Annotated in this window: 22 protein-coding genes; 11 read left to right on the plus strand and 11 right to left on the minus strand. The window is 71.3% G+C overall.

What is annotated here, in order from left to right; all coding sequences use genetic code 11:
- Positions 1-146: 146 nt before the first annotated feature.
- Positions 147-1,286 (minus strand): PucR family transcriptional regulator, encoded by a 1,140-nt coding sequence (locus ACZ4M5_RS14720; protein WP_467736635.1) that lies wholly within the window; start codon positions 1,284-1,286, stop codon positions 147-149.
- A gap of 131 nt (positions 1,287-1,417) precedes the next feature.
- Between ACZ4M5_RS14720 and ACZ4M5_RS14725 the strand changes: the two genes are divergently transcribed.
- Entirely contained in the window at positions 1,418-2,428 is a 1,011-nt protein-coding gene (locus tag ACZ4M5_RS14725) for a ferredoxin reductase (RefSeq protein ID WP_467737346.1), read from the plus strand.
- A 7-nt stretch (positions 2,429-2,435) separates the two neighbouring features.
- Complete coding sequence (locus ACZ4M5_RS14730) at positions 2,436-3,554, plus strand: fatty acid desaturase family protein (protein WP_467736637.1); 1,119 nt, start codon at positions 2,436-2,438, stop codon at positions 3,552-3,554.
- Positions 3,555-3,766: 212 nt separating this feature from the next.
- Here the strand turns inward: ACZ4M5_RS14730 and ACZ4M5_RS14735 are convergent, their stop codons facing one another.
- Positions 3,767-4,501 carry a D-Ala-D-Ala carboxypeptidase family metallohydrolase gene (locus ACZ4M5_RS14735; RefSeq protein ID WP_467737348.1) on the minus strand — a complete coding sequence of 245 codons (735 nt, stop codon included), beginning with the start codon at positions 4,499-4,501 and terminating at the stop codon, positions 3,767-3,769.
- 663 nt (positions 4,502-5,164) lie between these two features.
- Between ACZ4M5_RS14735 and ACZ4M5_RS14740 the strand changes: the two genes are divergently transcribed.
- Positions 5,165-6,178: a GNAT family N-acetyltransferase gene (locus ACZ4M5_RS14740; protein ID WP_467736639.1), complete on the plus strand. Its 1,014-nt coding sequence runs from the start codon at positions 5,165-5,167 to the stop codon at positions 6,176-6,178.
- 46 nt (positions 6,179-6,224) lie between these two features.
- Here the strand turns inward: ACZ4M5_RS14740 and ACZ4M5_RS14745 are convergent, their stop codons facing one another.
- From ACZ4M5_RS14745 to ACZ4M5_RS14780, 8 genes are all read right to left on the minus strand, one after another.
- Complete coding sequence (locus ACZ4M5_RS14745; RefSeq protein WP_467736640.1) at positions 6,225-6,782, minus strand: DM13 domain-containing protein; 558 nt, start codon at positions 6,780-6,782, stop codon at positions 6,225-6,227.
- A 323-nt stretch (positions 6,783-7,105) separates the two neighbouring features.
- Entirely contained in the window at positions 7,106-7,258 is a 153-nt protein-coding gene (locus ACZ4M5_RS14750) for a hypothetical protein (protein ID WP_467736642.1), read from the minus strand.
- Between the two features lie 146 nt (positions 7,259-7,404).
- Positions 7,405-8,268, minus strand: coding sequence for a MurR/RpiR family transcriptional regulator (locus tag ACZ4M5_RS14755; protein ID WP_467736644.1), 864 nt, complete (start codon positions 8,266-8,268; stop codon positions 7,405-7,407).
- A gap of 72 nt (positions 8,269-8,340) precedes the next feature.
- A complete protein-coding gene (locus tag ACZ4M5_RS14760) occupies positions 8,341-9,657 on the minus strand; it encodes a cyanophycinase (RefSeq protein ID WP_467736646.1) in 1,317 nt (438 codons plus the stop codon).
- Positions 9,658-9,776: 119 nt separating this feature from the next.
- A complete protein-coding gene (locus ACZ4M5_RS14765; RefSeq protein ID WP_467736648.1) occupies positions 9,777-10,982 on the minus strand; it encodes a M20 family metallopeptidase in 1,206 nt (401 codons plus the stop codon).
- Positions 10,979-11,743 carry an amino acid ABC transporter ATP-binding protein gene (locus tag ACZ4M5_RS14770; RefSeq protein ID WP_467737350.1) on the minus strand — a complete coding sequence of 255 codons (765 nt, stop codon included), beginning with the start codon at positions 11,741-11,743 and terminating at the stop codon, positions 10,979-10,981. The genes ACZ4M5_RS14765 and ACZ4M5_RS14770 overlap by 4 nt, the downstream gene beginning before the upstream one ends.
- A complete protein-coding gene (locus tag ACZ4M5_RS14775; RefSeq protein WP_467736650.1) occupies positions 11,743-12,705 on the minus strand; it encodes an amino acid ABC transporter permease in 963 nt (320 codons plus the stop codon). Before ACZ4M5_RS14775 ends, ACZ4M5_RS14770 begins: the two co-directional genes overlap by 1 nt.
- Position 12,706: 1 nt before the next feature.
- Positions 12,707-13,642 (minus strand): ABC transporter substrate-binding protein, encoded by a 936-nt coding sequence (locus ACZ4M5_RS14780; protein ID WP_467736652.1) that lies wholly within the window; start codon positions 13,640-13,642, stop codon positions 12,707-12,709.
- A 471-nt stretch (positions 13,643-14,113) separates the two neighbouring features.
- Between ACZ4M5_RS14780 and sigK the strand changes: the two genes are divergently transcribed.
- The 5 genes from sigK to ACZ4M5_RS14805 all read left to right on the plus strand — a co-directional run bounded on the left by sigK (position 14,114) and on the right by ACZ4M5_RS14805 (position 18,356).
- Complete coding sequence (gene sigK, locus ACZ4M5_RS14785) at positions 14,114-14,698, plus strand: ECF RNA polymerase sigma factor SigK (protein ID WP_467736654.1); 585 nt, start codon at positions 14,114-14,116, stop codon at positions 14,696-14,698.
- The gene (locus tag ACZ4M5_RS14790; protein ID WP_467736656.1) at positions 14,695-15,441 is read left to right on the plus strand and encodes an anti-sigma factor; all 747 of its coding nucleotides are present in this window, start codon (positions 14,695-14,697) and stop codon (positions 15,439-15,441) included. The genes sigK and ACZ4M5_RS14790 overlap by 4 nt, the downstream gene beginning before the upstream one ends.
- A gap of 183 nt (positions 15,442-15,624) precedes the next feature.
- Positions 15,625-15,888: a chaplin gene (locus tag ACZ4M5_RS14795; protein WP_467737352.1), complete on the plus strand. Its 264-nt coding sequence runs from the start codon at positions 15,625-15,627 to the stop codon at positions 15,886-15,888.
- A gap of 127 nt (positions 15,889-16,015) precedes the next feature.
- Complete coding sequence (locus tag ACZ4M5_RS14800) at positions 16,016-17,629, plus strand: molybdopterin-dependent oxidoreductase (RefSeq protein ID WP_467736658.1); 1,614 nt, start codon at positions 16,016-16,018, stop codon at positions 17,627-17,629.
- Positions 17,630-17,699: 70 nt separating this feature from the next.
- Positions 17,700-18,356: a fasciclin domain-containing protein gene (locus ACZ4M5_RS14805; protein ID WP_467736660.1), complete on the plus strand. Its 657-nt coding sequence runs from the start codon at positions 17,700-17,702 to the stop codon at positions 18,354-18,356.
- 111 nt (positions 18,357-18,467) lie between these two features.
- On the opposite strand, the gene ACZ4M5_RS14810 is transcribed toward ACZ4M5_RS14805, so the two are convergent.
- Positions 18,468-18,992 carry a hypothetical protein gene (locus ACZ4M5_RS14810; protein WP_467736662.1) on the minus strand — a complete coding sequence of 175 codons (525 nt, stop codon included), beginning with the start codon at positions 18,990-18,992 and terminating at the stop codon, positions 18,468-18,470.
- Positions 18,993-19,274: 282 nt separating this feature from the next.
- Between ACZ4M5_RS14810 and ACZ4M5_RS14815 the strand changes: the two genes are divergently transcribed.
- The 3 genes from ACZ4M5_RS14815 (at position 19,275) to ACZ4M5_RS14825 (ending at position 24,985) form a co-directional block, all read left to right on the plus strand.
- The gene (locus ACZ4M5_RS14815) at positions 19,275-20,198 is read left to right on the plus strand and encodes a hypothetical protein (RefSeq protein WP_467736664.1); all 924 of its coding nucleotides are present in this window, start codon (positions 19,275-19,277) and stop codon (positions 20,196-20,198) included.
- A gap of 128 nt (positions 20,199-20,326) precedes the next feature.
- Positions 20,327-20,776: a peptidase inhibitor family I36 protein gene (locus tag ACZ4M5_RS14820; RefSeq protein WP_467736666.1), complete on the plus strand. Its 450-nt coding sequence runs from the start codon at positions 20,327-20,329 to the stop codon at positions 20,774-20,776.
- A 294-nt stretch (positions 20,777-21,070) separates the two neighbouring features.
- A complete protein-coding gene (locus tag ACZ4M5_RS14825; protein ID WP_467736668.1) occupies positions 21,071-24,985 on the plus strand; it encodes an nSTAND1 domain-containing NTPase in 3,915 nt (1,304 codons plus the stop codon).
- Positions 24,986-25,035: the final 50 nt, after the last annotated feature.

The following is a 25,035-nucleotide window of genomic DNA, read 5'->3' on the forward strand; positions in this document are numbered from 1 at the left end:
ACCTACGTGGGTTTCATCGCCACTCAGTCTCCGGACGGGAAAGGGGTGGGTCGAACGGATTGGCGCCTGGTAGCGTCTCACTCTTCGGCCGGCGAGCCAGCCGTGCACGGCGTCCTGACGGGACCGACCCCCGCTCCACGCACCCGTCAGCCGACCCCGAGGCCGACCGCCAGCGTCAGTTCGAGGACCCGGTGCGGCGACGTGAGGTCCGGGAACAGCTCCCGCAGTTGCGACATCCGATATCGCACTGTCTGAGGGTGGACGAACAACTCCGCCGCCACCTCGTCCCGCCTGCCCTGGTGCAGCAGCCACGCCCGCAACGTCTCCTCCAGCCGCCGTGCCCTTGCGACGGGCAAGGCCAGCAACGGTGCGAGGGCTCGCGCGCGCAGGTCGGCGAACGCGTCCGGGTCGGCGCTCAGGACCAGCTCGGGCAAGTGGTCCTCGGTGTCGCGGATGTCGGAGGAGAGAGAGCGCGCACGCAGGGCTCGCGCGTAGGAGGCGGACGCCAGCGTCCACGGCCGGGACGGGCCGACCACGGCGGTGCGGTCGGTCAGCCGCCGCAAGAGGAGGGACCGGTCGGCGTCGGGGACGAGCAGCACACCGGTGGCGTCCGGCAGATCGTCGAGGACGAGGGTGGTCGGGTCGAGCGTGCGGTACGCCGGCCGGGCCTGGGCGGCCGGCAGCAGGACCGCCGTGAGCGACACCGGAGGCTGCCACCCGGCCCGTTGAGCGGAGGCCAGCAGCACGTCCGGGCTCGCGCCGGCGAGGAGGTCGCGGGCCAGGTGTTCCAGCTGGCGCTCGTGAGCCCTGCCCTGAGCGGCCAGTTCGTCGGCGTGGCCCGCGGCGCTCGCGGCGGAGAGTTCGTCGATGTAGGCGAAGGTCAGCTCGGCGAACTTGGCCACCTCGGCGGCCGGCAGACCTGCCGGTACGGCACCCTCTGCCAGGCATCGCCAGGCCACGCGGGCGCCGACGCGGTAGGCGCTGAGCAGGGCGTCCATCGAACGGCCGTCGCGGACCTCCCCGCGGCCCAGCTCGTAGGCGGCGTCACCGCCGTCGCCTCCTGTGGCCTTCCCGCTCGCGAGGTCCAGGTAGTGTCCCAGGGCGGTGCGGACGGCCCGGCGGATGGTGGCGCCCATGTGGCCCGAGAGGGCGTTGGCGTAGGAAGGGACCTCGTCGATGATCGCTTGGACGACCTCGTCGGCGGTGGTCTTCAGCGCGGCCCGAAGTGCGGTGACCGTCGTCTCGTCCAAGGCCAGTTCGCTGGCCCTCTGGATTGCATGGCTCACGTTTTGTTCCCTGCGAACAATTCAGGCGACCAGATTCACGTCCTGCGGTCAGGACTTTACGCGCTGCGGCGCAGCAAGCTGAAGTCATGACGAGTACAGCCCTCCGCAGCAGGGCGTGGAAACTGCTGGAGATGGTCACGACACCGCTGCTGCCGTCGGACTACCTCGACCTGGTCAGCCCGCTGCGTGCGGGCGCTGACCTGCGCGGACGCATCGAGTCCGTGCACCCCGAGACGCGTGACGCCGCGACCATCGTGATCAGGCCGGGACGGAGCTGGCGCGGCCACACCGCCGGTCAGTACGTGCGGATCGGGGTCGACGTCGACGGGGTGCGCCTGTGGCGTGCCTACTCCCTCACCTCACCGGCCAGCCGTCGGGACGGCCGCTTCACGATCACGGTGAAGGCGATCCCGGACGGCAAGGTCAGCAACCACCTCGTCCGCAGTGCGAAGCCGGGCACACTGATCCAGCTCGACCAGCCGACCGGAGACTTCGTCCTGCCCCGGCTCAAGCCCGCCAAGGTGCTCTACCTGACGGCCGGCAGCGGCATTACGCCCGTCATGGGCATGCTGCGCGACACCGAGCTCGACGACGTCGTCATGGTCCACTGCGCGCTACGGCCGCAGGACGTGATCTTCCGCAACGAACTGCACGACCTGGTGGCGGGCAGGAAGCTGCGGCTCACCGAGGTGCACACCGACACGGACGGCATGCTCGACATCGCCCGCCTCGACGAGCTCGTACCCGACTGGGCCGAGCGCGAGACCTGGGCCTGCGGGCCCGCGGGTCTGCTCGACGCCGCCGAAGCACACTGGGCCGAGCACGGCGTGCAAGAGCGCCTGCACACCGAACGCTTCCGCCCCCGCATCGTCGTCACCGGCGACGGCGGCGAGGTCACGTTCAGCACCACCGGCAAGACCGTCGACGCGGACGGCGCCACGCCGTTGCTGGACGTCGGCGAGGACGCCGGCGTGCTCATGCCCTCCGGGTGCCGTATGGGCATCTGCTTCGGCTGCGTCACGCCGCTCAAGGCGGGCGCCGTCCGCGACCTGCGCACCGGCGAGATCACCGAAGCCGAGCCGGGCGTGCTCATCCAGACCTGCGTGTCCGCCGCGGCGGGCCCCTGCGACATCGAACGGTAGGAACACCTTGACCGCAATCGACCCCACCGCCCACCTCACTGCGGAGCAGATCGAGGAGCTCGGCCGCGAGCTGGACGCGATCCGCGACGAGGTGATCGCCAGCCGAGGCGAGAAGGACGCCGCCTACATCCGCAAGGTCATCTCGGCGCAGCGCAAGCTCGAGCTGGCCAGCAGGGGCGTGCTGCTGTTCTCCTTCTTCCCGCCGGCATGGCTGATCGGCACCGCCGGTCTGTCCGTGGCGAAGATCATGGACAACATGGAGATCGGCCACAACATCTTGCACGGCCAGTGGGACTGGATGCGGGACCCGAAGATCCACTCCACCACCTGGGACTGGGACCACGTCTCGCCGGCCGACCAGTGGAAGCACTCGCACAACGAGCTGCACCACACGTACACCAACGTGATCGGCAAGGACAACGACCTCGGCTACGGCATCATGCGCGTCGACGAGGACCAGAAGTGGCAGCCGTTCCACCTCGGCCAGCCCCTGTGGAACTTCATCAACGCCTGCTTCTTCGAGTACGGCATCGCCGCGTACGACCTGGAGCTCGGCGCGAACCTCAGCAAGCACCGCCGAAGGAATCCGGAGTTCCGGGCGCGGGCCAGGGCCGTGGGCCGCAAGATCCGCAAGCAGGTGCTCAAGGACTACGTGATCCACCCGCTGCTGTCGGGCCCGTCGTTCCTCCCCACGCTCGCCGCCACGTTCACCGCGAACGTGGTCCGCAACCTCTGGTCCCACTCGGTGATCATGTGCGGGCACTTCCCCGAAGGTGTGCAGGTCTTCCAGCGCCGGTCGATCAAGGGCGAGACGCGCGGACAGTGGTACCTGCGCCAGATGATGGGCTCGGCGAACATCAGCGGCAGCAAGGCCATGCACTTCATGACCGGCAACCTGTCCCACCAGATCGAGCACCACCTGTTCCCGGACCTGCCGAGCAACCGGTACGCCGAGGTCGCCGTGAAGGTGCGTGCGCTGTTCGAGAAGTACGAGCTGGAGTACGTCACCGGGCCCCTGCCCAAGCAGGTGTTCTCCGCATGGCGCAAGGTCTTCCGGCTCTCGCTGCCGAACAAGAAGGCCGAGGCCGGCACGCCGGACCGCGAGCGGGAGCTCCTCGCAGCCTGATCCCGGCATCGGTTCGGTTTTCCACCACGCCGGCCTCGACCACGTTTCCTGTTCTTTGCTGTGTGTGCCGGTCGTCCGACTGCCTGTCGGCGAACCGGCCGCCCCGCGGCGAAGACGAAGCCGCTCCGCTCGGCGCCACGGGCTGCGGTACCGCGGCGCCTTCGGCGAAGAACGGGACGCGGTCCCGTGTGACGACCTCGACGCCGGGCGGTTCAGATGCCGCAGGTGGGGGCGGACCAGTACGGGGACGGGTCGAGTGCGACATGGGTGTGGTCATGGTGATCGGGGTAGCCCGGACCGAGGATCTCCGAGAAGCCGTGCGTGCGGGCCTGCTGGGCGAGGCGGCAGAGGGACGGCGAGCCGGTCAGATCGGCGGCGTCGCCGTACAGGTGGCGGCTGGTGGACGACCCGCCGACGGCGTTGTTGCAGGCGTAGGAACGAAAGCCGCTGGAGACGGTGAGCGGGACGTCGCCGAGCGCGTGTCGCATCGCCTCCAGTTTCCACATGGTCTTCAGCGCGTTGGCCCTGGCGGTGGCCGCCGGGACGGCACCGCCCGACCAGTCGGCGTTGCAGCGGTTGAGCTCGGCGTAGGAGAAGTGGACCGGCGTGCAGTCCGCGTCCTGCAGCGCGTAGAGCTTGCTGAAGGTCGCGGGGCCCGCGACCCCGTCGGCGGCAAGGCCGTAAGCGGACTGGAACTTGCGCACGGCGGCGGCCGTGCGGGCGCCGTACTGGCCGTCGTAGGAGAGACGCTCCCCGGAGGTCACCCACCCCGCCACCCGGATCTGCAACTGGGTGACGTCGCTGCCGGAGGCGCCCTGGGAGAGGGATCGACCCCAGGTGTAGCACTCGTCGGCGTATGCGGTACCCGCGGTAGCGCCCACGCCGATCGTCACGCCTGACGCGAGCATGACAATCGTGGTGACGAGGCGTGTGATCCGTCCGAACATCCAGACCTCCCGGTCGTCGGTGCGCACGACCGCTCTCGTGGCGGTCATCGAACCCAGCCTGAGCCCAAGTGCTACGCGCGTCAACAGTGTGGTCGTGACGGGAAGTTGAACGGTGGCGGCATGCGTGTGCCACGAGAGCGCGTGTCCGGGGCCGGCGCGCCATGAGGACCTTGCCCACACCAGCACGACTCCCCCACTCCCCCGGGCTCGCTCATGCGGGTTCGCGCCGCCGTCCGGCGTACGGCGATCACCGCCAGAAATCCGGGTGACCCCGTCGTCGCACGTCAGGACAATGGCCGGTACCCAGAAGCGAAAGGCGCCGACCGTGACCGTCCCTCCGTCCCTCCGGCTCTCCGGCTCTCCGGCTCTCCGGCATCGTCCGGTCGACCGCGTACGGCCTCGCCCGCGCGGCCCCCTCGGCCGCGCGGCCCTTTGCTCCGGCAGTACGAGGACGCCTTCGCAGCGGGCCCGTCGGTGCTCCCGGGCGAGCCCGACGAAAGCTCCGGCCGATACCTGTCCGCCCCGCTTCCGCGCGCGCCTCTACGCGGAGTCGGCAACCGCCGCCTCCGCACACCGGTGAACCCCGTCGCGCCTCGGGCCTCGCTCACACGAGCGCAGACACCGACGCGCCGACACCTGCCCCTCATGACGAGATGAGTCACCTTGCCCAGTTCTTCCGTCGGTCCGGCCACCGCCCTGACGATCGAACCCTTCCGTCCGGCCGCCCACTTGGGTCCCGCAGCCGAACTGCTCGCCGCCCGCCACCAGCGTGACGTCCGGCTCGAGCCGGTGCTGGGTGGGCGCTTCACCGTCCTGGAAGAGTGCCAGGCCTTGCTGGAGCAGGCGTGGGAGGACGGCGCCCGTGGTGCGGTCGCGGTCCGGGAAGGCGCGGTGGCCGGATATCTGCTGGCCCGAAGCGGGGAGGGGCAGCGTGGCCGTCACTGCTGGACGCAGCCTCAGGACGCCGCCCACTCGCCGGCTGCCGGGCCGGCCGTCCTGCACCGGCTGTACACCGCTTCGTCCGCCGCCTGGCTGGCCGACGGACGTCTGCACCACTACGTGGTGGCTCCGAGTGCCGACCTGCCGCTGTGGCTGGCGCTCGGGTTTCCCCACGAGCAGGTCCACGCGGTCGTCGACGTCCCCACGACGGCGCCGACCGCGGCACCGCACGGTGTCCGGAGGGCCAGCCCCACCGACATGGAAGCGCTGGAGCCGCTTCTCGGGCTCATCAACGAGGCGCACGCGGCACCGCCGGTTTTCGCGTTCACGGACCAGCCGATGTGGGACGTCCTGCGGTCCGGCCACCTGGAGTTGGTGAACGATCCGGCCGTGGCGTACTGGGTGTGCGAGGGGCGGGACGGCATCGACGGTTTCGTCGTCATGCGTCCGGTTCCCGACGAGGAGGCCTCGATCCTCAAGCCCGAGGGCTCGGTCGAACTCCTCCTGGCCGCGACGGCTCCGCACGCCCGCGGTACCGGCGTCGGCCGCCGACTGACCGAGTGGGCCCTGGCAGACGCGGCACAGCGGGGCTTCACGGTCTGCGTGACCGACTGGCGGGCCGCCAATCCCTTCTCGTCCGTCTTCTGGCCTCGCCGGGGATTTCGGCCCGTCGCCCATCGGCTGCACCGCATCCTGGACCCACGGCTACTGGGCCCGGAGCACGTTGCCGGGGGCTGACCGGCTCTGTTGCGTCCGGCACCGGGCCGACAGCTGCCTGGCTCGCTCAGGTGCGGGCGAGTTCGGCCGCGCCGAAGGAGACGTCGAAGCGGTCGCACCAGATGCTGACGCTGGTGTAGCGAGCCGGATCGATGTCGTCGGGCAGGACGTAGTTCTGGTTTCCCTTGTTGCCTTTGAGCTTGCCCAGGCTGACGTGCCTGCCGTCGTCGAAGACATGCCAGCCTGCCTTGCCCTCCTTGACGGGCGCGTCGGTCAGCCATACGCGCAGGTCCGGTCCGTTGCTGGTGTCGAGGTTCTCCAGCCGGACGACGTACGAACCGTCGGTCAACCGCACGAGCTTCGCCGTGCCCGACGTCGAGTGCTCGTGACTGATCAGCTCACCACGCGCCAGTGTCCTGGGTCGCGCCGACGGGGTGGCCGTCTCACCCTCCGCCGAAGGCGTCGCGGAGGAGGCCACGGCTTCGGGCAGTGCCTCCTGGACGGTCTCGTCCTGCCACAACTTCCACGGCTGGAACCAGTACAGCCCGAAACCGACTGCGGCGACCGCCATCACCAGCACCGTCACGACCAGCGGTTTGCTCAGTGGCTTCCGCCCACGCTTCATCGTGCTTCTCCCCCTCGGAGTGCGCCTGTCACTGTCCATTCAACGCGGCAGGACCTCCGCTCCGCAGCCCGCAGGAGATGACGGAACTCTTACGGACCGCGGCGACAGCGGTTCACCGCGCAGGCAAGGACAGCAGATGCCGGGGTGCGTCAACGTCCACGTGCTCACCAGCCGTCGAGGGTTTTTGGCCAGCCGCACCGGCATGACGGATGCCAACACATGCAACGCTTTCGACAACGATCAGCCCCACCGCAGGAGCCGCGAATGGGGTGGTCAGTGGGCTCATCACAGGCGCCCTGTTGCGGGTCCGACAACCGCGGGGCTCAGGCGTCGATGCGCACCCAGGTGCGGCCGGCGCGGAGAAACAAGGTGCCGTCACGGCCCTGGCCGCAATGCATCACCACCCGCCCGGGCAGCCGCACCCGCTCCTGACCGATGGCGACACACTCGTCGCCGACCAGTTCCGCGCGGGTCACGGTGGTCCTGCGGTCCCACGGTCCACCACAGCGCGCGCCACCCCGCCTGGACGTCTCTTGAGGACAGCCGCCACATCACGGGCAGATCATCGAACATCATGAGGATGGACCTTCGCGTCTCCGGGGGCCTACGTCAGGGGTAGGGGTCAGACCAGTCCGACCCGCCGGGCAGTGGCCTCGGTCTGCTCCAGGTGGTCGCGGGCGGTGGATCCCAGGGCCGCGATGACATGGGCCACGACCGTCTCGATGACGGCGAGCGTCGGCACGAGACTGTCGTAGGGCGAGGTGGAGGCGACGCGGCTGGGCAGCACCACGTCGGCGTGGGCGCTGACCGGGGAGAGCCAGGTGTCGGTGAACACGACCACCTTGCCTCCGCGTTCGCCGGCGAGCTGGGCGAGGGTGAGGTTGCCCGGCTCGTAGCGCCGGTAGTCGAAGACCACCAGGACGTCCCGGCGGTTCAGGCCGGACAGGACCGCCGTGCGTTCCACGTCCCGGTCCGGAAGGATCTGCACCGTGTCGCGCATCTGCATCAGGTGCAGCGCCAGGTACTGGGCCAGCAGGTGGGTGAACCGGCCGCCGCACAGCAGGATCCGCCGCTTGGGGTCGCAGAGCAGGGCGACGGTGGTCTCCAGGTCGTGCGCCGGCAGTTCGGCCAGGGTCTGGGCGACGGACGTGCTGAACGTGGACCCGCTGCGCGCGAGCAGCGTGCCCTCGGCCGAGTCGCCCGGGGGCGCGCCCGCGGCCTCGTACAAGGACAGCGGGGACGCCTCGCGCTCCTGCACCTCGGTGCGCAGGGCGGCCTGGAACTCGGGGAACCCGCCGAAGCCCAGCCGGCCGGCGAAGCGCAGGACGGTCGGTCCGCTGACGCCGGCCCGCTCGGCGATGCTCGCGACGGTCTCGAACCCGACCGCGGGGTAGCCCGCCAGGATGACCCGGGCCACCTTGCGTTCGGCGGGGCTGAGTTCACCCAGGTTCAGGCGGATCTCGTCGGCGAGCGTGCCGTGGGTCACGGGTGTCTTCCTTCCTCGGATGGAGCGGCCGGTGTGCCGGGTGGGCGTCCGGCACACCGGCCGCGGTGGTGCTCACTGCGGCCGGACGGAGACCGACAGGTTCAGCAGGGTCCGCGGCGTCGAGCGGTCCGTGCTCCAGGCCGTGAAGGACGGCCCCTTGGTGAGGACGGCTGCGAACTGCGGGTCCTGCTCAAAGGTAGTCGCCGTGGCGGTGTTCCGGGCGCGGGTGCCGGCCAGGGCGCGGGCCGTGGAACGGAAGGAGTACGGCACTCCGTCCGGGTTGTCCGCGGAATGGAAGACGTCGCCGTTGAGCGGGACGGGACCCGCGCCGGCCGGTGTGTACCGGCGCTTGACCGTGCCGGGCTCAGCGTGCCAGAGGGCGGCGTCGTAGTGGTCGCCGTCGGTCAGGTAGCTGTAGCGGGCCCCGGTGAGGGACCAGCCGTCGGCGGACGTCCTCGCCCTGGCCGCGCGCAGGTCGAAGACGGCGACGCCCTGCGTCCCCGCCACCTGCATGGTCTCCTTGGTGGTGCCCGGGCGGTCCACGATCAGTGCGGTGTTCTCCTCCAGGGCGTAGACGCGGTCGTGGCCGGTGTCGGCGGCCAGGCGCAGGATCCGGCCCTCGCGGCCGTACGCGCCGGTGTGGGTGTCGATCAGGCCGGAGCGCAGGAGTCCGAAGCCGCCCTCGGGGAGGTGGCCGAGGCGGGTGGGGTCCTCGAAGTAGCCGGGTGCGCTGCCGTCGCGCAGTCCTTGGTAGGACTCGCCGCCGGTGACCATGTCCCGGCCGGCGGCGATCTGCGCCCCGGCCGACGTGCCCGCGACGACGGCTCCCTGCGCGAGCCGGCGGCGGATGGCAGCCAGGGCGCGGGAGTCGGTGTGCTCGTCGCCGTGCAGCAGGGTGGTGACGTAGCGGTACTGGTCGCCGCCGCCGAAGAAGAAGCCCGTCATGGACTCGATCTGTGCGACGACCTCGTCGTCGTCTGCGTTCGCGAGGTGGTCCAGGTCGATGGGGATCCACTCGGCGTCCGCCGCGCCGTGGCGCTCGAACAGGTCGACGTAATAGGCGCCGTTGCACGCGGAGTTGCTGCACCGATCGGGGTCGTCGGCGTCCGGATCCTGGCTGGCCGGGACGGAGGCGGCCGTCAGGACGCCGATGCGGGCCCGGTCCCCTCCGGCGCGGCGGATGATCTCGCCGTACACCTCGTCGTTGTCGGCGCTCAGTGCCCCGCCGACCAGGACGAGCGAGCCGGACCGCGCCGCGAACGGCCCGGACGCACCGCCGGCGGTGGCGGTAGTGGTGGTAGCGGTGGCGGGGACGGCGGTCAGGAGTACGACGCACACGGCGCCTGCGGCGCCGAGGGTGCGACGGCGTGCGGGCAGGGGTCTGGACACGGAGCCTCCAAGGTGGGTTGTCTCGCAGGGGATGTGGTGCCGGGTGGGGCCCTGCTGGGCGCAGCCGGGGCTCGCGCGGTACAGGGTTCAGCGGGTACCGGGGCCGCACCTCGCACGGGTCAGCGGGTGCCGAGGGCCGTGATGAGCGAGGCGAGCAGGGCGATGCGGGGCGCGACCGTCGTGGTGTCCAGCCACTCCCCGGGGCTGTGGTCGGCGCCGCCGACCGGTCCGAGGCCGTCGAGGGTCGGGGTGCCCGTGCCCGCGATGAGGTTGGCGTCACCGACGCCGCCTGTGGCGGCCGCGCCGACGGTGATGCCCAGGGCCCGCGCCGCCGTCGCCGCCTCGGCGTACAGCGCCCGCGTGGCGGGGGTGTCCTCCATCGGCGGGCACAGGTCGCGCTGCTCGATCGTGACGTCGGTACCGGGGACGCGGCAGTCGGCGGCGGCCTCCTCCATGGCCGCCCGTACGGCCGCGAGGTCGCGGGTGCCGGCCGCGCGCACCTCGACCTGCAGTTCGGCCTCGTCGCAGACGATGTTGGGCAGCCGGCCGGCGCGGATGACGCCGACGTTGACGGTCACGCCCCGCTCGGGCCGGTTCATGGCCTGGAGGGCGACGGTCAGCCGCGCCGCCGTCAGTGCGGCGTTGGCTCCGCGCTCGGGCTCGATGCCCGCGTGGGCCGCCTTGCCGGTGACCGTGACGAGGTAGTCGGCCACGCCCTTGCGGGCCACGACCAGGTCGCCGTTCTCCCGGGCGCACTCCAGAGCCAGCGCGCAGTCCACGCCCCGGGCGACGTCCTCGGTGACAGAGCGGCTGAAGGGGGAGCCGATCTCCTCGTCCGGCGTGACGAGGAAGACGAGTTCGGCGTAGTCCGTGACTCCTTGTACCGCCAGGAGCTCCACTGCCGTCAGTCCGGCGAGGAGTCCGCCCTTGTCGTCGCTGACCCCCGGGCCGTGCGCCAGCCGGCCGGCCAGGGTGAACGGGCGTGCGGCAGCCGTTCCCTCGTCGAAGACGGTGTCCATGTGCCCGGCCAGGAGCACGCGTCGTCCGCCGTCGCGCACCGGGCGCGTCCCCCGCTTGCGGCCGACCAGTACGTCGCCGGTGCGGGGGCCCTGCCCGGGAGGGGGTGGGGTGCGCCGCACGGTGAAGCCGAGCGACCTCAGGCGTCGCTGCACCGAGTCGGCCACCCGGTTGACCCCGTCGGCGTCGTGCGAACCGGAGTCGATCGACACGAGTGCGGCCAGGTCGCTCAGATAGTCCTGTAGGCGGTCCTCGGCGAGGGCGAGCATGTCCCGTTCGAGCGTGCGCTGCCGCGCGTGGGCGCTCACAGGACCTTGGACAGGAAGGCACGGGTGCGTTCCTGCTCCGGTTCGGTGAGGACCCGGCGCGGATCGCCGGCCTCGACGACGACGCCTTCGTCCATGAAGACGGCCGTGTCCCCGACCTCGCGGGCGAAGCCGATCTCGTGCGTGACCACCACCATCGTCATCCCGTCGCCCGCCAGGGCGCGCATCACGTCGAGCACGTCCCCGACGAGTTCCGGATCGAGGGCCGAGGTGGGCTCGTCGAACAGCATGAGCTTCGGCTTCATCGCGAGCGCCCGGGCGATGGCGACCCGTTGCTGCTGGCCGCCGGAGAGCTGGGCGGGGAAGTGCCCGGCCCGGTCCGCCAGACCGACGCGCCGCAGCAACTCGTGCGCCTCCTCCCGGGCCTGCGCCCTGCTGACGCCGCGGACTCGTACGGGCGCCTCCGTGATGTTGTCGAGGGCGGTCATGTGCGGGAAGAGGTTGAACCGCTGGAAGACCATGCCGATGTCGCGGCGGCGTTCGGCCACTTCCTTCTCGCGCAGTTCGTGCAGGGTGTCGCCCTGCTGGCGGTAGCCGACCAGTTCACCGCCCACCGTCAGCCTTCCCCCGTCGACCTTCTCCAGGTGGTTGATGCAGCGCAGGAAGGTGGACTTGCCGGACCCGGAGGGGCCGAGCAGACAGCACACCTGACCCTGTTCGACGGTGAGGTCGATGCCCTTGAGGACCTCCAGCCTGCCGAACTGCTTGCGCACGCCCTCGGCGCGCACCATGGGCACGTTCATCACGCGGCGCCCTTCCTGCCGGGGCGGACAGTGGATCCGCCGGTCGCGAAGCCCAGCATCCGGCGCAGCGGCGAGGCCTGCCCCTGGGTCGAGCTGCCCCGGCCGTAGCGCCGCTCCAGCCAGGCCTGCGGGACGCCGAGCAGCGTCACCAGGGCGAGGTACCAGATGCTGGCCACCACGAGCATGGGGATGACCTGGTAGTTCTGGGCGTAGACGTCCTGGATGTTCGACATCAGGTCGTGGGCGGAGATGACCGACACGAGCGCGGTCATCTTGAGCATGTTGATGGTCTCGTTGCCCATCGGCGGGATGATCACCCGCATCGCCTGCGGCAGGACGATCCGGCGCATGGTCAGCGCCGGGCCCATGCCGAGGCTGTGCGCGGCCTCGGTCTGGCCGCGGTCGACGGACTGGATGCCGGCGCGCACGATCTCGGAGGCGTACGCGGCCTCGTTCAGCCCCAGGGCGAGCAGGGCCGCCACCGCCGGGGTGAGCAGGGAGTTGGTCTCCATCTGGAAGAAGGTGATGTCGGTGAAGGGGACGCCGACCTTGAGGTACTGGTAGAGGGCCGCGGCGTAGCCCCAGAAGATGATCTGCACCAGCAGGGGGGTGCCGCGGAAGACCCAGACGAAGAGGGTGGCCAGGCCGTACAGGACGGGGCTGGTGGACAGCCGCATGACGGCGATCAGGGTGCCCAGCGTGAGGCCGAGCGCCATGGCCGCCGCGGTCAGCCAGAGGGTGGTGGCGAGGCCGTCGAAGATCAGCCCGGCGAAGAGGTAGTGCCCGACGACGTCCCAGTGCAGGTTGGCGTTCTTGGCGAGCGACCCGGCCAGGCCGACGAGGGCGGTCAGCGCGACGGCGATGGCGATCCAGCGCCCCCAGTGCCGTACGGGGACGACCTTCAGCTCCTGGGGCGCCGGGCCGGATCGCGTGGTCTCGCGCGGTGCGGTCACGTCGGTCATGTCAGTCGACCGCCGCGTTCCTGGTAACTTCCTTCACCGCGATGGAGGCCACGCCGTACTTGTCGAAGATCTTCTCGGCGGTGCCGTCGTCGATGAGCTGCTGGAGCGCCTTCTGCACGGCGGTGGTCAGGGCGGGCAATTTCTTGCTGACGGCTATGCCGTTGGGCGAGGCGTTGTAGCCGCCCGGGGCGGCCGGGTCGTCGACGAGGTCGAAGGCGGCTCCCTTGTCGGCGGTCTTGGCGACCCAGCCCGCGGCGGGCTTGGTCAGCACCTGCGCCACGACCTGGCCGGAGCGCAGGGCGAGCTGGGCGTCGGAGTCCTTGGGGAAGGTCTTGATGTCGATCGTGCCCGTGGTGCATCTGCCCTGTTGCGACTTGAGCAGGTCGAGCTGGTTGGTGGCCGCCTGGACGGCGACCTTCTTCCCGCAGAGGTCGTCCAGGGTGCCGATCTTCCCGGGGTTGCCGTCCGCGACGAGGATGCCGGAGCCGGACTGCGAGTAGTCGACGAAGTCGACGACCTGCTGGCGTTCCTCGTTGTCCGTGATGGCGGACATGGCCGCGTCGTACTTGCCCGCCTGGATGGCCGGCACGATGCCGTCGAACTTCTGCGCGCTGAAGGCGAACCGGACGCCGAGCCTGGCGCCGATGGCCTGTCCGAGGTCGTAGTCCAGACCGGTGAACTCGGTGCTGCCTTCCTTCACGTACATCACGAACGGCGCGTAGGGGACGTCGGTGGCCACCTTGACGGTGCCGGCCTTCTTGATCCGGTCCGGAAGCGCGTCGTGCAGGGCCTGGTCCTTCTTCACCTCCACGCCCGCCACCGTCACCTTGCCGGCCGGCGCGGCGTCCGCGGTGTCCTGGTCCCCGCAGGCCGTCAGCGCGAGCGAGGAGGCCGCCAGGAGGATGGCGGCCGCGGAGGCGGACAGGGATCTGTTCATGGGGCAGGGCCTTTCTGGATACGGAGGCGGACCGGACGTCTTCTTCTCGCCGGCCCATGCGGCTGTAAGTTACAGACCTGGCGCTTGAATGCCTAGATGTATCGATCGTTACGTTCGAACTTGAGAGACTGAGACCTTCCCGTTACCCCACATATCGCGCCAAGGTGGACATAAATGCAACGATCTTGAGGCCGATCCGGCGTTACATCGACGCACTGATCACGATCATTCGTATCGGCGGCTCCCTCGTGTCTGGTGCTGCCGTGGGACACGCCGCCCGGAGGACCAATCCGCCGGCCTCCCGGAGCCGGATTCCCTGTGTGGCGGACACGGCCCCGTGGCTTGCGTGGGCCTCCCGGGGGCACGTGACCGGGAACCTCGCATCCGGCGCGACGACCGCCGAGCCCGTGTCGTCACCCAGGCAGGAACGGACAACGGTGCCGGTGGAGACCGGCACAGGGATGGATGTCGGTGAAGGAACCCGTATTTATCGGCCCTCGTCCGGTGCGGCAGCCGGATCTGGAAGCGCTGGTGGAGTCCGTGGCGCGCGGGGACACCGATGCCTTCGGCCTGCTGTACGACGCCGTCGCGGCCTCCGTCCTGGGCGTGGCCCGGGCGGTGCTGCGTGATGTGGCGCAGTCCGAGGAGGTCGCCCAGGAGGTACTGGTGGAGGTGTGGCGCACCGCGCCCCGCTACCGGCCCGACCGCGGCACGGCCCTGAACTGGATCCTCACCCTCGCCCACCGGCGCGCCATCGACCGGGTCCGCTCGGTGGAGGCGGCCGCGGCCAGGGACCACAAGGCCGCGCTCCTGGACCGACTGCCGGAGTACGACGAGGTGAGCGAGCAGGTCGAGAACCGCCTGGAACGCGAACAGGTCCGCCGGTGCCTGCGCACACTCACCGAGTTGCAGCGCCAGTCCGTCACTCTCGCCTACTACCGAGGGCTGACCTACCGCGAGGTGGCCGCCCAGTTGTCCCTGCCCCTGGGGACGGTCAAGACCCGCCTGCGTGACGGACTGATCCGCTTGCGCGACTGCCTCGGAGTGAGCGCATGACGACCGACACCGATCTGCACACCCTGACCGGGGCCTACGCCCTGCACGCCCTGTCCGACGAGGAACGCGCGCTGTTCGAGCGGCACTTGAACGCTTGCCCGTCCTGCGCGGACGAGATCACCGAGTTCACGGCCACCGCGGCGAAACTGGCGGCCGCCGTCGCCGTCACACCGGGCCCCGCCATGAAGCGGCAGGTCCAGCAGCGTGTGACCACGGTGCGGCAGGTGGCTCCGCACGTCCCGCGGACGCCGTCGGCAGCGCGGCTGCGCCGGCGCCTTCCCCCGCTCGTGCTCGCTGCCTGCCTGGCCGCGGCAGCCGCCCTGGGGGGCGTGGCCGTGTGGGAGCACGAGCGGGCCGAGGACGCCGTCGCGCAGGGACAGCAGGCCCGTCGGCAGGCGGACGAACTGGCCGCTGTCCTCGGGGCCTCGGACGCGGTGTCGCACCGCGTCCCGCTCCAGGGGGGCGCGAGCGCAGCCCTGGTCGTCTCCCGCGCGCACGACAAGGCCGTTCTGGTGGCGGCCGACATGGCAGCACCGCCCGAGGGCAAGGTCTACCAGCTCTGGTACGACCAGGGCGGCAAGATGCGTCCGGCAGGGCTGATGGACAGCGACCGCACCCGTCAGGCCGTGACCCTGTCCGGGTCGGCCAACTCGGCTTCCGCCGTGGGCATCACGGTCGAACCCGCCGGAGGATCGCCTCGCCCCACCTCGGCGCCGCTGGCCGTGGTGGACCTGCCGGCGTGACGGAAGGCGTCCAGATATCCGGGTCGGTCGATGTGAAAGCGGGTCGCTGAAAGCGGGAGTTATTCTGCACGTCCCGTCTTTCTCGCCGGGCCCCGGTGGTCAGCACTGCTGCTGACCACCGGGGCCTTCTTCGCACACTCCCCCACTTTTCGACAGGGCGACCGGATCAGAACAACCGTGAAGATCTGTGCGATCCGGAACGCCGGTCTCGTCGCCGCCGCCGGTGCGCTGGTGCCGGGCCGGGCCGGGGCCGCCTCCGCGGACAGCGGTGCCCAGGGTGTGGCCGCCGTCTCCCCCGGCGTGGCCTCCGGCAACGTCGTGCAGGTGCCGGTCCACGTTCCCGTGAACGCCTGCGGCAACACGGTGAACGTCGTCGGCTTGCTCAACCCCGCCTTCGGCAACGCATCCGCGAATGTCAGCGGACACGGCTGGGCAGCTCGGGGCTGACCGGAGGACGGGATATCCGTAGGACGGAATATCCGTAGCCACGGGCACTGCGGATTGGTCCGGGAAGAAAGTCGAGCGACTTGATTTCCGGGCCAATCCGTCCGCCGGCCGGCAGCGGATTACCCACGTGAGCGATGAAGAGAAGAAGCCGCGAACTCCCGTGCAGCGACTGCGCCTTGCGCTCGGTGCGCTGAGCGGCTTGCTGGCCGGATTCGCCGCACTGACCGTGGCCGAACTGGTGGCGGCAGGTGTGCGGCCACAAGCCGGTCCGATCGTGGCGGTCGGGGGTGCGGTCGTCGACCGCACCCCGGCCGCGGTGAAGGACTGGGCGATCCGCACCTTCGGCGCCGACGACAAACTGGTGCTCCAGACCGGCATCCTGGCCGTCCTGGTGGTGTGCGCCCTGGCTCTCGGTGTTCTGAGCCTGCGTCATCGGCTCCTGGGAGCGGCCGGGGTGGTGCTCTTCGGTGTTGCCGGCTCCGCCGCGGCGGTGGGGCGACCGGACTCCGAAGGTGTCGTCGACGCGCTGCCCTCCCTGGTGGGGGCGGTGGTCGCGGCCGGACTCCTCCACCTTCTCGCGGGCCGGATCCACACCTCGGGTCCGTCCCCCGAGGGCTCGGACCGGCGTCCGGACCCGTCCGGAGGGGAGGGCTGGGACCGACGCGGCTTCGTCATCGCCGCCACGGCCGCCGCCGCGGCCTCGGCGGGTGCGGGTGTGCTGGGCCGGTTCCTGAACGACTCCGCCGGCAAGGGCGCGGTCGCCTCCCGGGACAGCGTCGTCCTCCCGGCCGCGAACTCGTCCGCTCCCCCGACACCCCGGGGGGCCCGGGTCCGGGTGGCGGGTGTCAGCCCGTTCGTGACCCCGACCGAGGACTTCTACCGCGTGGACACCGCCCTGGTCGTGCCCAAGGTCGACGCCAGGGCCTGGCGGTTGCGCATCCACGGGGCCGGAGTGCGCCGCCCGCTCACCCTGTCCTTCGACGACCTGCTCGCACGCGAGTTGATCGAACGTCACATCACGCTCACCTGTGTGTCCAACGAAGTCGGCGGCCCGTACGTGGGCAACGCGCGCTGGATCGGCGTCCGGCTGGCGGACCTCCTCGCGGAGTGCGGGGTCGTGCCGCCGTCGAAGGGGGGCCGTGCCGACCAGCTCGTGGCCCGCTCGGTGGACGGCATGACCATCGGCAGCCCGGTCGAGGACGTGATGGACGGCCGCGACGCGATGCTCGCCCTCGGCATGAACGGTGCCCCATTGCCCTTCGAGCACGGCTTCCCGGTCCGCATGCTCGTGCCGGGTCTGTACGGATACGTATCGGCCTGCAAATGGATCGAGGACCTCGAACTGACCACGTTCGACGCCTACGACGCCTACTGGGTCAGGCGCGACTGGGCCCGCGAGGCGCCCGTCAAGACCCAGTCCCGGATCGACACACCGAAACCGTTCGCCCGCCCGAAGGCCGGGACCGTGATGGTGGCCGGCGTCGCCTGGGCCCAGTCCCGCGGTATCGACCGGGTCGAGCTCCGCGTGGACGACGGTCCCTGGCAGGAGGCCGGCCTGGCCGCAGAGGACACCCGGGACACCTGGCGCCAGTGGTCCTTTCCCTGGCGGGCGACCAAGGGCGCGCACACCCTCACCGTCCGCGCCACCGACCGCACCGGTCAGGTGCAGACCGCCGGACGCACGCGCACGGCCCCCGACGGTGCCAGTGGTCGGCACTCCGTCGCGGTGACCGTCGAGTGACCCCCGAACTACTTCCCTTTCCACAACACCCGACAGCGGCCGACGGCCGCTCGATCATCAGGAGAACCACATGAACACCCGTGTCCGCCGCATGGCCACCGCCGTCGCAGCCGCGGCCGTCCTCCCCCTTGCTCTGAGCGCCTGCTCCGACGACGGCGGCAGCTCGTCGAAGGCCGACTCCGACACCAAGGCGTCGGCGTCCGCCCCCGCCTCCGACGACGCGATGGCGGGCTCCAGCCCGTCCACCGAGGACGAGCCCTTCGGCCCCGCCTGCGCCTCCGTGCCCAAGGATGGCGCCGGCTCCTTCGACGGCATGGCCAAGGACCCCGTGGCCACCGCCGCATCCCACAACCCGGCGCTGTCCACCCTGGTCACCGCTGTGAAGAAGGCCGGCCTGGTCGACACCCTCAACAACGCCGAGAACATCACCGTCTTCGCGCCCACCAACGACGCCTTCGCCAAGATCCCGAAGGCGGACCTGGACAAGGTGCTCAACGACAAGGAGCAGCTGACCAAGGTCCTCACCTACCACGTCGTGGGCCGGAAGCTCGCCCCGAAGGACCTGGAGAGCGGCTCCTTCGACACCCTGGCGAAGTCCAAGCTGACGACGTCCGGCTCCGGCGAGTCCTACACGGTCAACGACTCGGCCAAGGTGGTCTGCGGCAACGTGAAGACCGCCAACGCCCACGTCTACATCGTCGACACCGTGCTGATGCCGCAGAACTGACCGCACCCACCTGCCGGCCGGGCACCGCGCGAGCGCGCCCGGCCGGCAGGCGCGTCCCGGCCCAGGGGACACCCGCCTGGGCAACGAGCCAGTCCCGCACCGGAAGCACCCTCAACCAGCGTGATGGATCACCAGCTTGAACTCGGCGAGCATGAGCAGCCTCGAGTGGGCGTCGTCGTGCGTGACGCGCAGGGCCAGCGGCGTACGAGGGTCCACCTTGATGGCCCAGTGCTTCGCGAAGAACTGCCGGCCCGGGCTCGGTGATCGGTGCTCGGTCGCCGTGGTGTCGTTGGGGCGGGGCGTCAGACCAAGCGGGTCCCGCACGAACTGGTCGCGCAGCTCCTCGTAGCCGCCCGTGCCGCTGCGCGCCTCCCACTGCAGGAGCGCATACAGCTGCCCGAGACCGGCCTTCGACGGCCAGATCAGCCCGCTGCGGTCGTCCGTCGCCCAGTTGGACACCACGTAGCCGTCGGGCTGTACGGCTTGGTGCATCCTCCACCGGTCCGTTGACTCGCCCGCCCCGAACGGGAACCGCACCACCTTGTAATCCGACCCGGGCGCGATCAGCTGAGGCGTGTCCACCTTCAGCGAGCAGAACTCAACGCCGGGGATGGTGGAGCCGCTTGTTCCGGACATGGGTCACGTCTGCCCACTCGTGCAGCCCCCCATGCGGTGCGCGTCCCCCTCTGGCACGCCCAGGCCGAGCAGCACCGTGTAGTCGTCCCGCTGCCGCACCGCACGGGCAGTGCCGTGCCCTTCACGCCCGGCCTCCGGTTGCCTTCACCCCCGCATCGCCCCTGCTCGTCCCCGGTTTCCCGGTCACCGGGCCGGTGGGCAACAGGAAACCCGTCGCCGCCCGGCCCGCGGCGGCGCAACTCTGGATCCGTCAGCCGGCGGCGGTGAGGGGAGGCGGGGTGCATGCGACGGGCACTGATGTCGGTCTGCGTGGCCGTGACAACCACCGCGGCCGTCACGACCGGGTGCACCAGCGGTGGTGACGACAACGGCCGTACAGGGACACCGGATTCACGTCCCGCGGCACTGACCTGGCAGGAGGAACTGCGCGTCGCCGACGCGCAGCAGCGACTCGTCAAGCAGTGCATGAACCGCCGTGGCTTCACCTTCTGGGAGGACCGCGGTCTGACGCGCGACGAGAGCCGGCCGGTGCGCTTCGTGCAGGACGACGTGGCGTGGGCCCGCGCCCACGGGTACGGGGGCCGGATCGAGGCGAAGGGCCAGGCCCTCCATGCGCGTCACCCCGTCGGCACCTACCGGCAGAGCCTTTCGGCCGATCGGCGCGCCGCCTTCGACACGGCGCTGGACGGCGGCGCCGACGCCCGCGTGCTCACGGTGACCCTGCCCGGCGGCGGGCAGATCCGCAAGCGCCTGGGCGGCTGCATGGAGGAGGCCGAGCGCACGCTCTACGGCGATCCGGCCGCTTGGTTCCGCGCCGGGAAGGTCGTCACGGGTCTCAACGCCCTCTACGGCGACCGGCTGATGAAGGACCGCCGGCTCAGCTCCGCAGTCGGGGCGTGGTCGCGGTGCATGCGGCGGGCGGGACTGCCCTACAAAAATCCTCGGGCCGCCCGCGACGCCGTCCGCGGCAACGCCGGCCGGCTGGAACCGGCCCGTTCCGATGAGGCGTTCGCCGCCGAGCGGAGGGTCGCCGTCGCGGACGCCATCTGCGCCCGGCAGACCTCCCTGCGAGCCGTGGCCTCCGCCCGGGAGACGTACTACCTGGAACGCCTGCGCGACCGGTACGGCAGGGAGATCGACACCTACCGGCATCTCGGTCAGCGGGCCTACGACCGGGCGGTGCGGATCGTTCCAGAGCGCCGCTGACCACGCGCGCTCCGAACCCGACACCGCTCACGGTGCGGGCGCACCGGGCCGCCGGCCCGGCACACCCGCACCCGCACCTCCGCACGACCGGTACCACACCGACAGTGACAGGAAACGAGGGAAACAGCATGCGCAAGATCAGCGTCACCGCAGCGGTCCTTGGGCTCGCCGCCCTGGGCCTGGCCGTGCCCGCCACCGCGCAGGCGGCGGAGAGCGCCGTTCCCGGCCCCGGCTGCAACAGCAAGTGGGGACCGCGCAACGGCTACATGTACGCCTGGCAGGACCTGGACTGCGGGGGCACCCTGTTGATCAGCACGCCGGGCAACAGCAGCAACTGGGGTCCCGGCTCCAACGACAAGGCCACCTCCGTCATGAACCGCGGTTACACGGGTGGCGCGGACCACGTCGCCTTCTACGAGAACGACAACTACGGTGGCGGCCACGCGTGTCTGGCGCCGGGAGAGCTGTACGCCGACAACCTGACCGACAACCGGTTCACCAACGGCGTCGTCGTGAACGACAACATCACCTCGCACCGCTGGGTGGTCGGGAGCGCCTGCGGGGCCTTCCTGACCTGATCCGCCGGCCGATGGGAACGGGCGGCCCGCGCTCCCTGCGAGCCGCCCCGCCCTTCCGTCACCCCGCCCTTTCGGCGCCCGCCCCCCTGTCGCCCCGTCGCTCGCGGTCAGGGGAACGCCACGCATGCCTGGGGAGCCTCGCTGGCCCGACTGGCGCAGTAAGCGGCGCAGAACGTCCGGAACCGCCCCACCGGTTCCGGACGTTCGCCTTTTCGCCACGCCCGGGGAAAGGCTCGCCTGCCCTGCGCGCCCCCGCAGTAGCCTGGGCATCCGCCGTCTCACGGACGCACTGCCATGGGGGACACCGTGGGAGACCCGCAGCACGGGCATGACGCCGACGACCGGAACGGGCGGGACGGGAACGCGCTGACCACGCAGTCCTTCCCCGCGCAACTGCGACGACTGCGGCAGGCACGCGGCCTGTCGCTGACCGATCTCGCTCGGCAGACGCACTACAGCAAGGGCTACCTCAGCAAGATCGAGACCGGGACGAAGCGAGCGACCCTCGACGTCGCCCGCCTCTGCGACCAAGTACTGAACGCGGACGGGGAGTTGCTCAGGCTCGTCCAGGAGAGACCGCTTTTCGGCGGCGAGGACGCATCCGAGACGGCCGTGACCGAGCAGCAGTCCCACGAGCCGTGTCCTTACCGTGGGCTGTCGGCGTTCACCCCGCAGGACGCGGAGTGGTTCTTCGGCCGGGAGCAGGCGACGGCCGCTCTGGTGGAGCGGGTCTTCGAACGGGTGGGCAGCGGACCGCTGTTGCTGGTCGCTCCCTCGGGCGCGGGCAAGTCGTCCTTGCTCAACGCCGGGCTGGTGCCCGCCCTGCGGCGCGGCGACTTCCCGATGCCGGGTGCCGACCGGTGGCCGGTGGTGACGTTCACGCCAACGTCGCGGCCGCTGGAGGAGTTGCTGGAGCGCACCGCGAAGGCGGTGGGTGGGGACCTCGGGGTCACCGTCGAGGAAGCCCGTCGGCGCCCCGACGCGGTGCTGGATGCCCTCCGTGCCATGGTCGAGACCCCGTCCAAGACTCCGGGGGACCGCCGGCCGCCGCCCTGGCGACCGGTGCTGATCGTCGACCAGTTCGAGGAACTCTTCACGCTCTGCACGGACGCGGACGAACGCCGGTCGTTCGTCCGGGTGCTCCGCACGCTGGCGGCGTCCTGGCCGGAGACCGGCGGGCACGGGTCCGCCGTGGTGGTGCTCGGCATGCGGGCCGACTTCACGGGCAGCTGTCTCGAACTGCCCGAGCTGGCCGCGGTCTTCACCGACGGGTTGTACGTGCTCCCCCCGATGTCCCTGGCGGAGCTGCGGGAGTCCATCACGCGCCCGGCGCAACTCGCCGGGCTGACCCTCCAGCCGGGTCTGGTCCCCCTGCTCCTGCGCGACGCGGGACTGCTCGACGGACCGGGCGGCGCCTCCCCCGGCGCCACCGGGACCCACCCCGGCGCGCACGAGACACCCTCGGGCGCCCTCCCTCTCGTCTCCCACGCTCTGCTGGCCACCTGGCAGCGGCGTGAGGGCTCCGCACTGACCGTCGCCGGGTACGAGCGGGCCGGCGGGATCCGGGGCGCGATCGCACGCACCGCCGAGAACGTGTTCGCCCGGCTGTATCCGGCCGAGCAGAAGACGATCCGCCGGGTTCTGTCCCGCCTGGTGTACGTCGCGGACGGGGCCGGGGCGACCCGCCGCCGGATGGGCCGGGCGGCGCTGATGGAGCAGCTCGCCGACGCCGACGGCGCTCCCGCCGCGCTCGACGCCTTCGTACGGGCCCGGCTCATCACGATGGACAGCGACACCGTCGAGATCACCCACGAGGCGCTCCTGCACGCCTGGCCGCGGCTGCGCGACTGGATCCACGCCGACCGCGCCGGACTGCTGCTCCACCAGCAACTGGCCCACGCCGCCGCGGAATGGGAGCGCGAAGGCCGTGATCCGTCCGCCCTGTACCGCGGCACCCGGCTGAACACGGTGCGTTCCTGGGCCGAGGAACTCGACGGATGGAGCCGGCTCAGTCCCGGCGAGGAGTCCTTCCTCGGGGCGAGCCTGGCCGAGCGGGAGGTGCTGGAGCGGCAGGGCAGACGCCAGGTCCGGCTGCGGCAGACGCTGCTGGCAACCCTCGCCGTGCTGCTGGGCCTCGCCCTGACCGCCGGGGCGTTCGCCTACCAGCAGCGCGAGAGCGCCCTCGACCAGGAAGCCGTCGCCCGCTCCCAGGCCCTCGCCGTACGCTCCGCGTCGCTCGCCGGGGGGCAGCCCGAGGCATCGATGCTGCTGGCCGGGGAGGCCTATCGGACCCACGCCACCACGGAGGCGCGCGGCGCGCTGCTGAGCACGCAGTCCCAGCCCTTCTCCGGCCGGCTGGGCGGCCACCGGGGCGCGGTCAACGCGGTGGCCTTCGCGCCGGGCGACGGGTCCCTGGCGACGGCCAGTTCCGACGGGACGGTGACGTTGCGCCGGGTGCACGACCGCCGTACGACTGCCACGTTCGCGGTGCACGGTCCTGTCCGGTCGATCGCCTTCAGTCCCGACGGCCGCTTCCTGGCGGCGACGTCGGCACTCGGTCCCGTGAGTCTGTGGGACGTCGCCGGGTCCCGGCGGACGGCCCTGCTCGGTGAAGGCACCAGCGGCTCCCGGACGCTGGCCTTCGACCCCCGCGGGGGCAGGCTCGCCGTCGCGACCACGCGCGGGGTGATCGAGCTGTGGGACACCGCGGGCACTCCGCGGATCGCCGCGACCCTGACCGGACACCAGGGCTCGGTCAACGCCCTGGGGTACGCGCGGAACGGCCGGGCCCTGGTCTCCGCCGGCACCGACCGGACGGTGCGGTTGTGGGACACCGACCGGGCGGCGCAGTCGACGGTGCTGAAAGGGCACACCGACGAAGTGCTGGGCGTCGCGTTCTCCCCGGACGGCCGCAAGGTGGCCTCCGGCGGCATCGACCGGACGGTACGGCTGTGGGACGTCCGCGGTCGCCGGCTCAGTGCGACGCTGCCGGGGAGCAGCGACGACATCAACGCCGTGACGTACACCCCCGACGGCGCCACGGTGATCGGCGCGGTCGGTGACGGCACGACCCGGTTGTGGGATGTCCGCAGCGGCCGGCAGACGGCCGTGCTGGCCGGCCACACCGACTACGTCATGGGGGCGGCCGTGACCTCGGACGGTGCCCTCCTGGCCACCGCGGGGTTCGACCGGTCCGTGGTCCTGTGGGACCTGGGCGGTCCGGTGCTGACTGCGCGTCCGTTCACGGAGGTGTGGCAGGCGCGGTACAGCCCGGACGGGTCCCTGCTGGCCACGGCCGACACCGACCACACCGTGCGCCTGTGGGAGGTGCGCGGGCGGCGGTTGGTGGGGACGCTGCGGGGCCACACGGAGGCGGTCTTCTCGGTGTCCTTCGCACCCGACGGGCGAACTCTGGCGTCCGCGGGCTCCGACGGCACGATCCGGTTGTGGGACGTGGCTGCCCGCTCCCTGGTGAGGACGCTGACCGGCCACACGGGGCAGGTGCTCTCCGTCGCCTTCGCGCCCGACGGCCGGAGTCTGGCCTCGGCCGGCGCCGATCGCACGGTGCGCCTGTGGAGTGTGGGCGAACGCACGCCGCGGGCGACGCTGTCCGGCCACCGCGACTACGTCAACAGTGTCGCCTTCAGCCCCGACGGCCGGACCCTGGCAAGTGCGGGCGACGATCTGGCCGTACGGCTGTGGGACGTGTCCGCGCGACGGCTCCTCGACACGCTGGGCGGCCACACCGGCGCGGTCCGCGGCGTCGCCTTCGCCCCGGACGGGCGGACCCTGGCCAGCAGCGGCAACGACGGCACCATCCGGCTGTGGGACGTGGGACGGCGGCGTGCGCAGGCCGTGCTGACGGGGCACATCGGCTCCACCCGGGGCATCGCCTTCGCCCCGGACGGCCGTACGCTCGCCAGCAGCGGCAACGACCGTACGGTGCGTCTGTGGGACGTGGCCGCACGGCGTCCGTGGGCAACGTTGACCGGGCACACCGACGCGGTGTGGAGCGTGGTCTTCGCTCCGGACGGACGCACGGTCGCCAGCAGCAGCACCGACGGCACCGTACGGCTGTGGGACCTCGACCCCGGGTCCCGCCTTGCGGAGATCTGCCGGCTGCGCGCGGACCTGACCGCGGACGAACGCGCCGCACTGTTGCCAGGGGTCCCGCTCTCGGCCAAAACCCCTTGCGACGAGCGGGACTGAGCATCGGGGTCCCTGCTCGGAGGGGGTTTCCCAGGTGTTTCCCGTTGCCT

This window comes from Streptomyces sp. NPDC026246, from assembly GCF_055567995.1.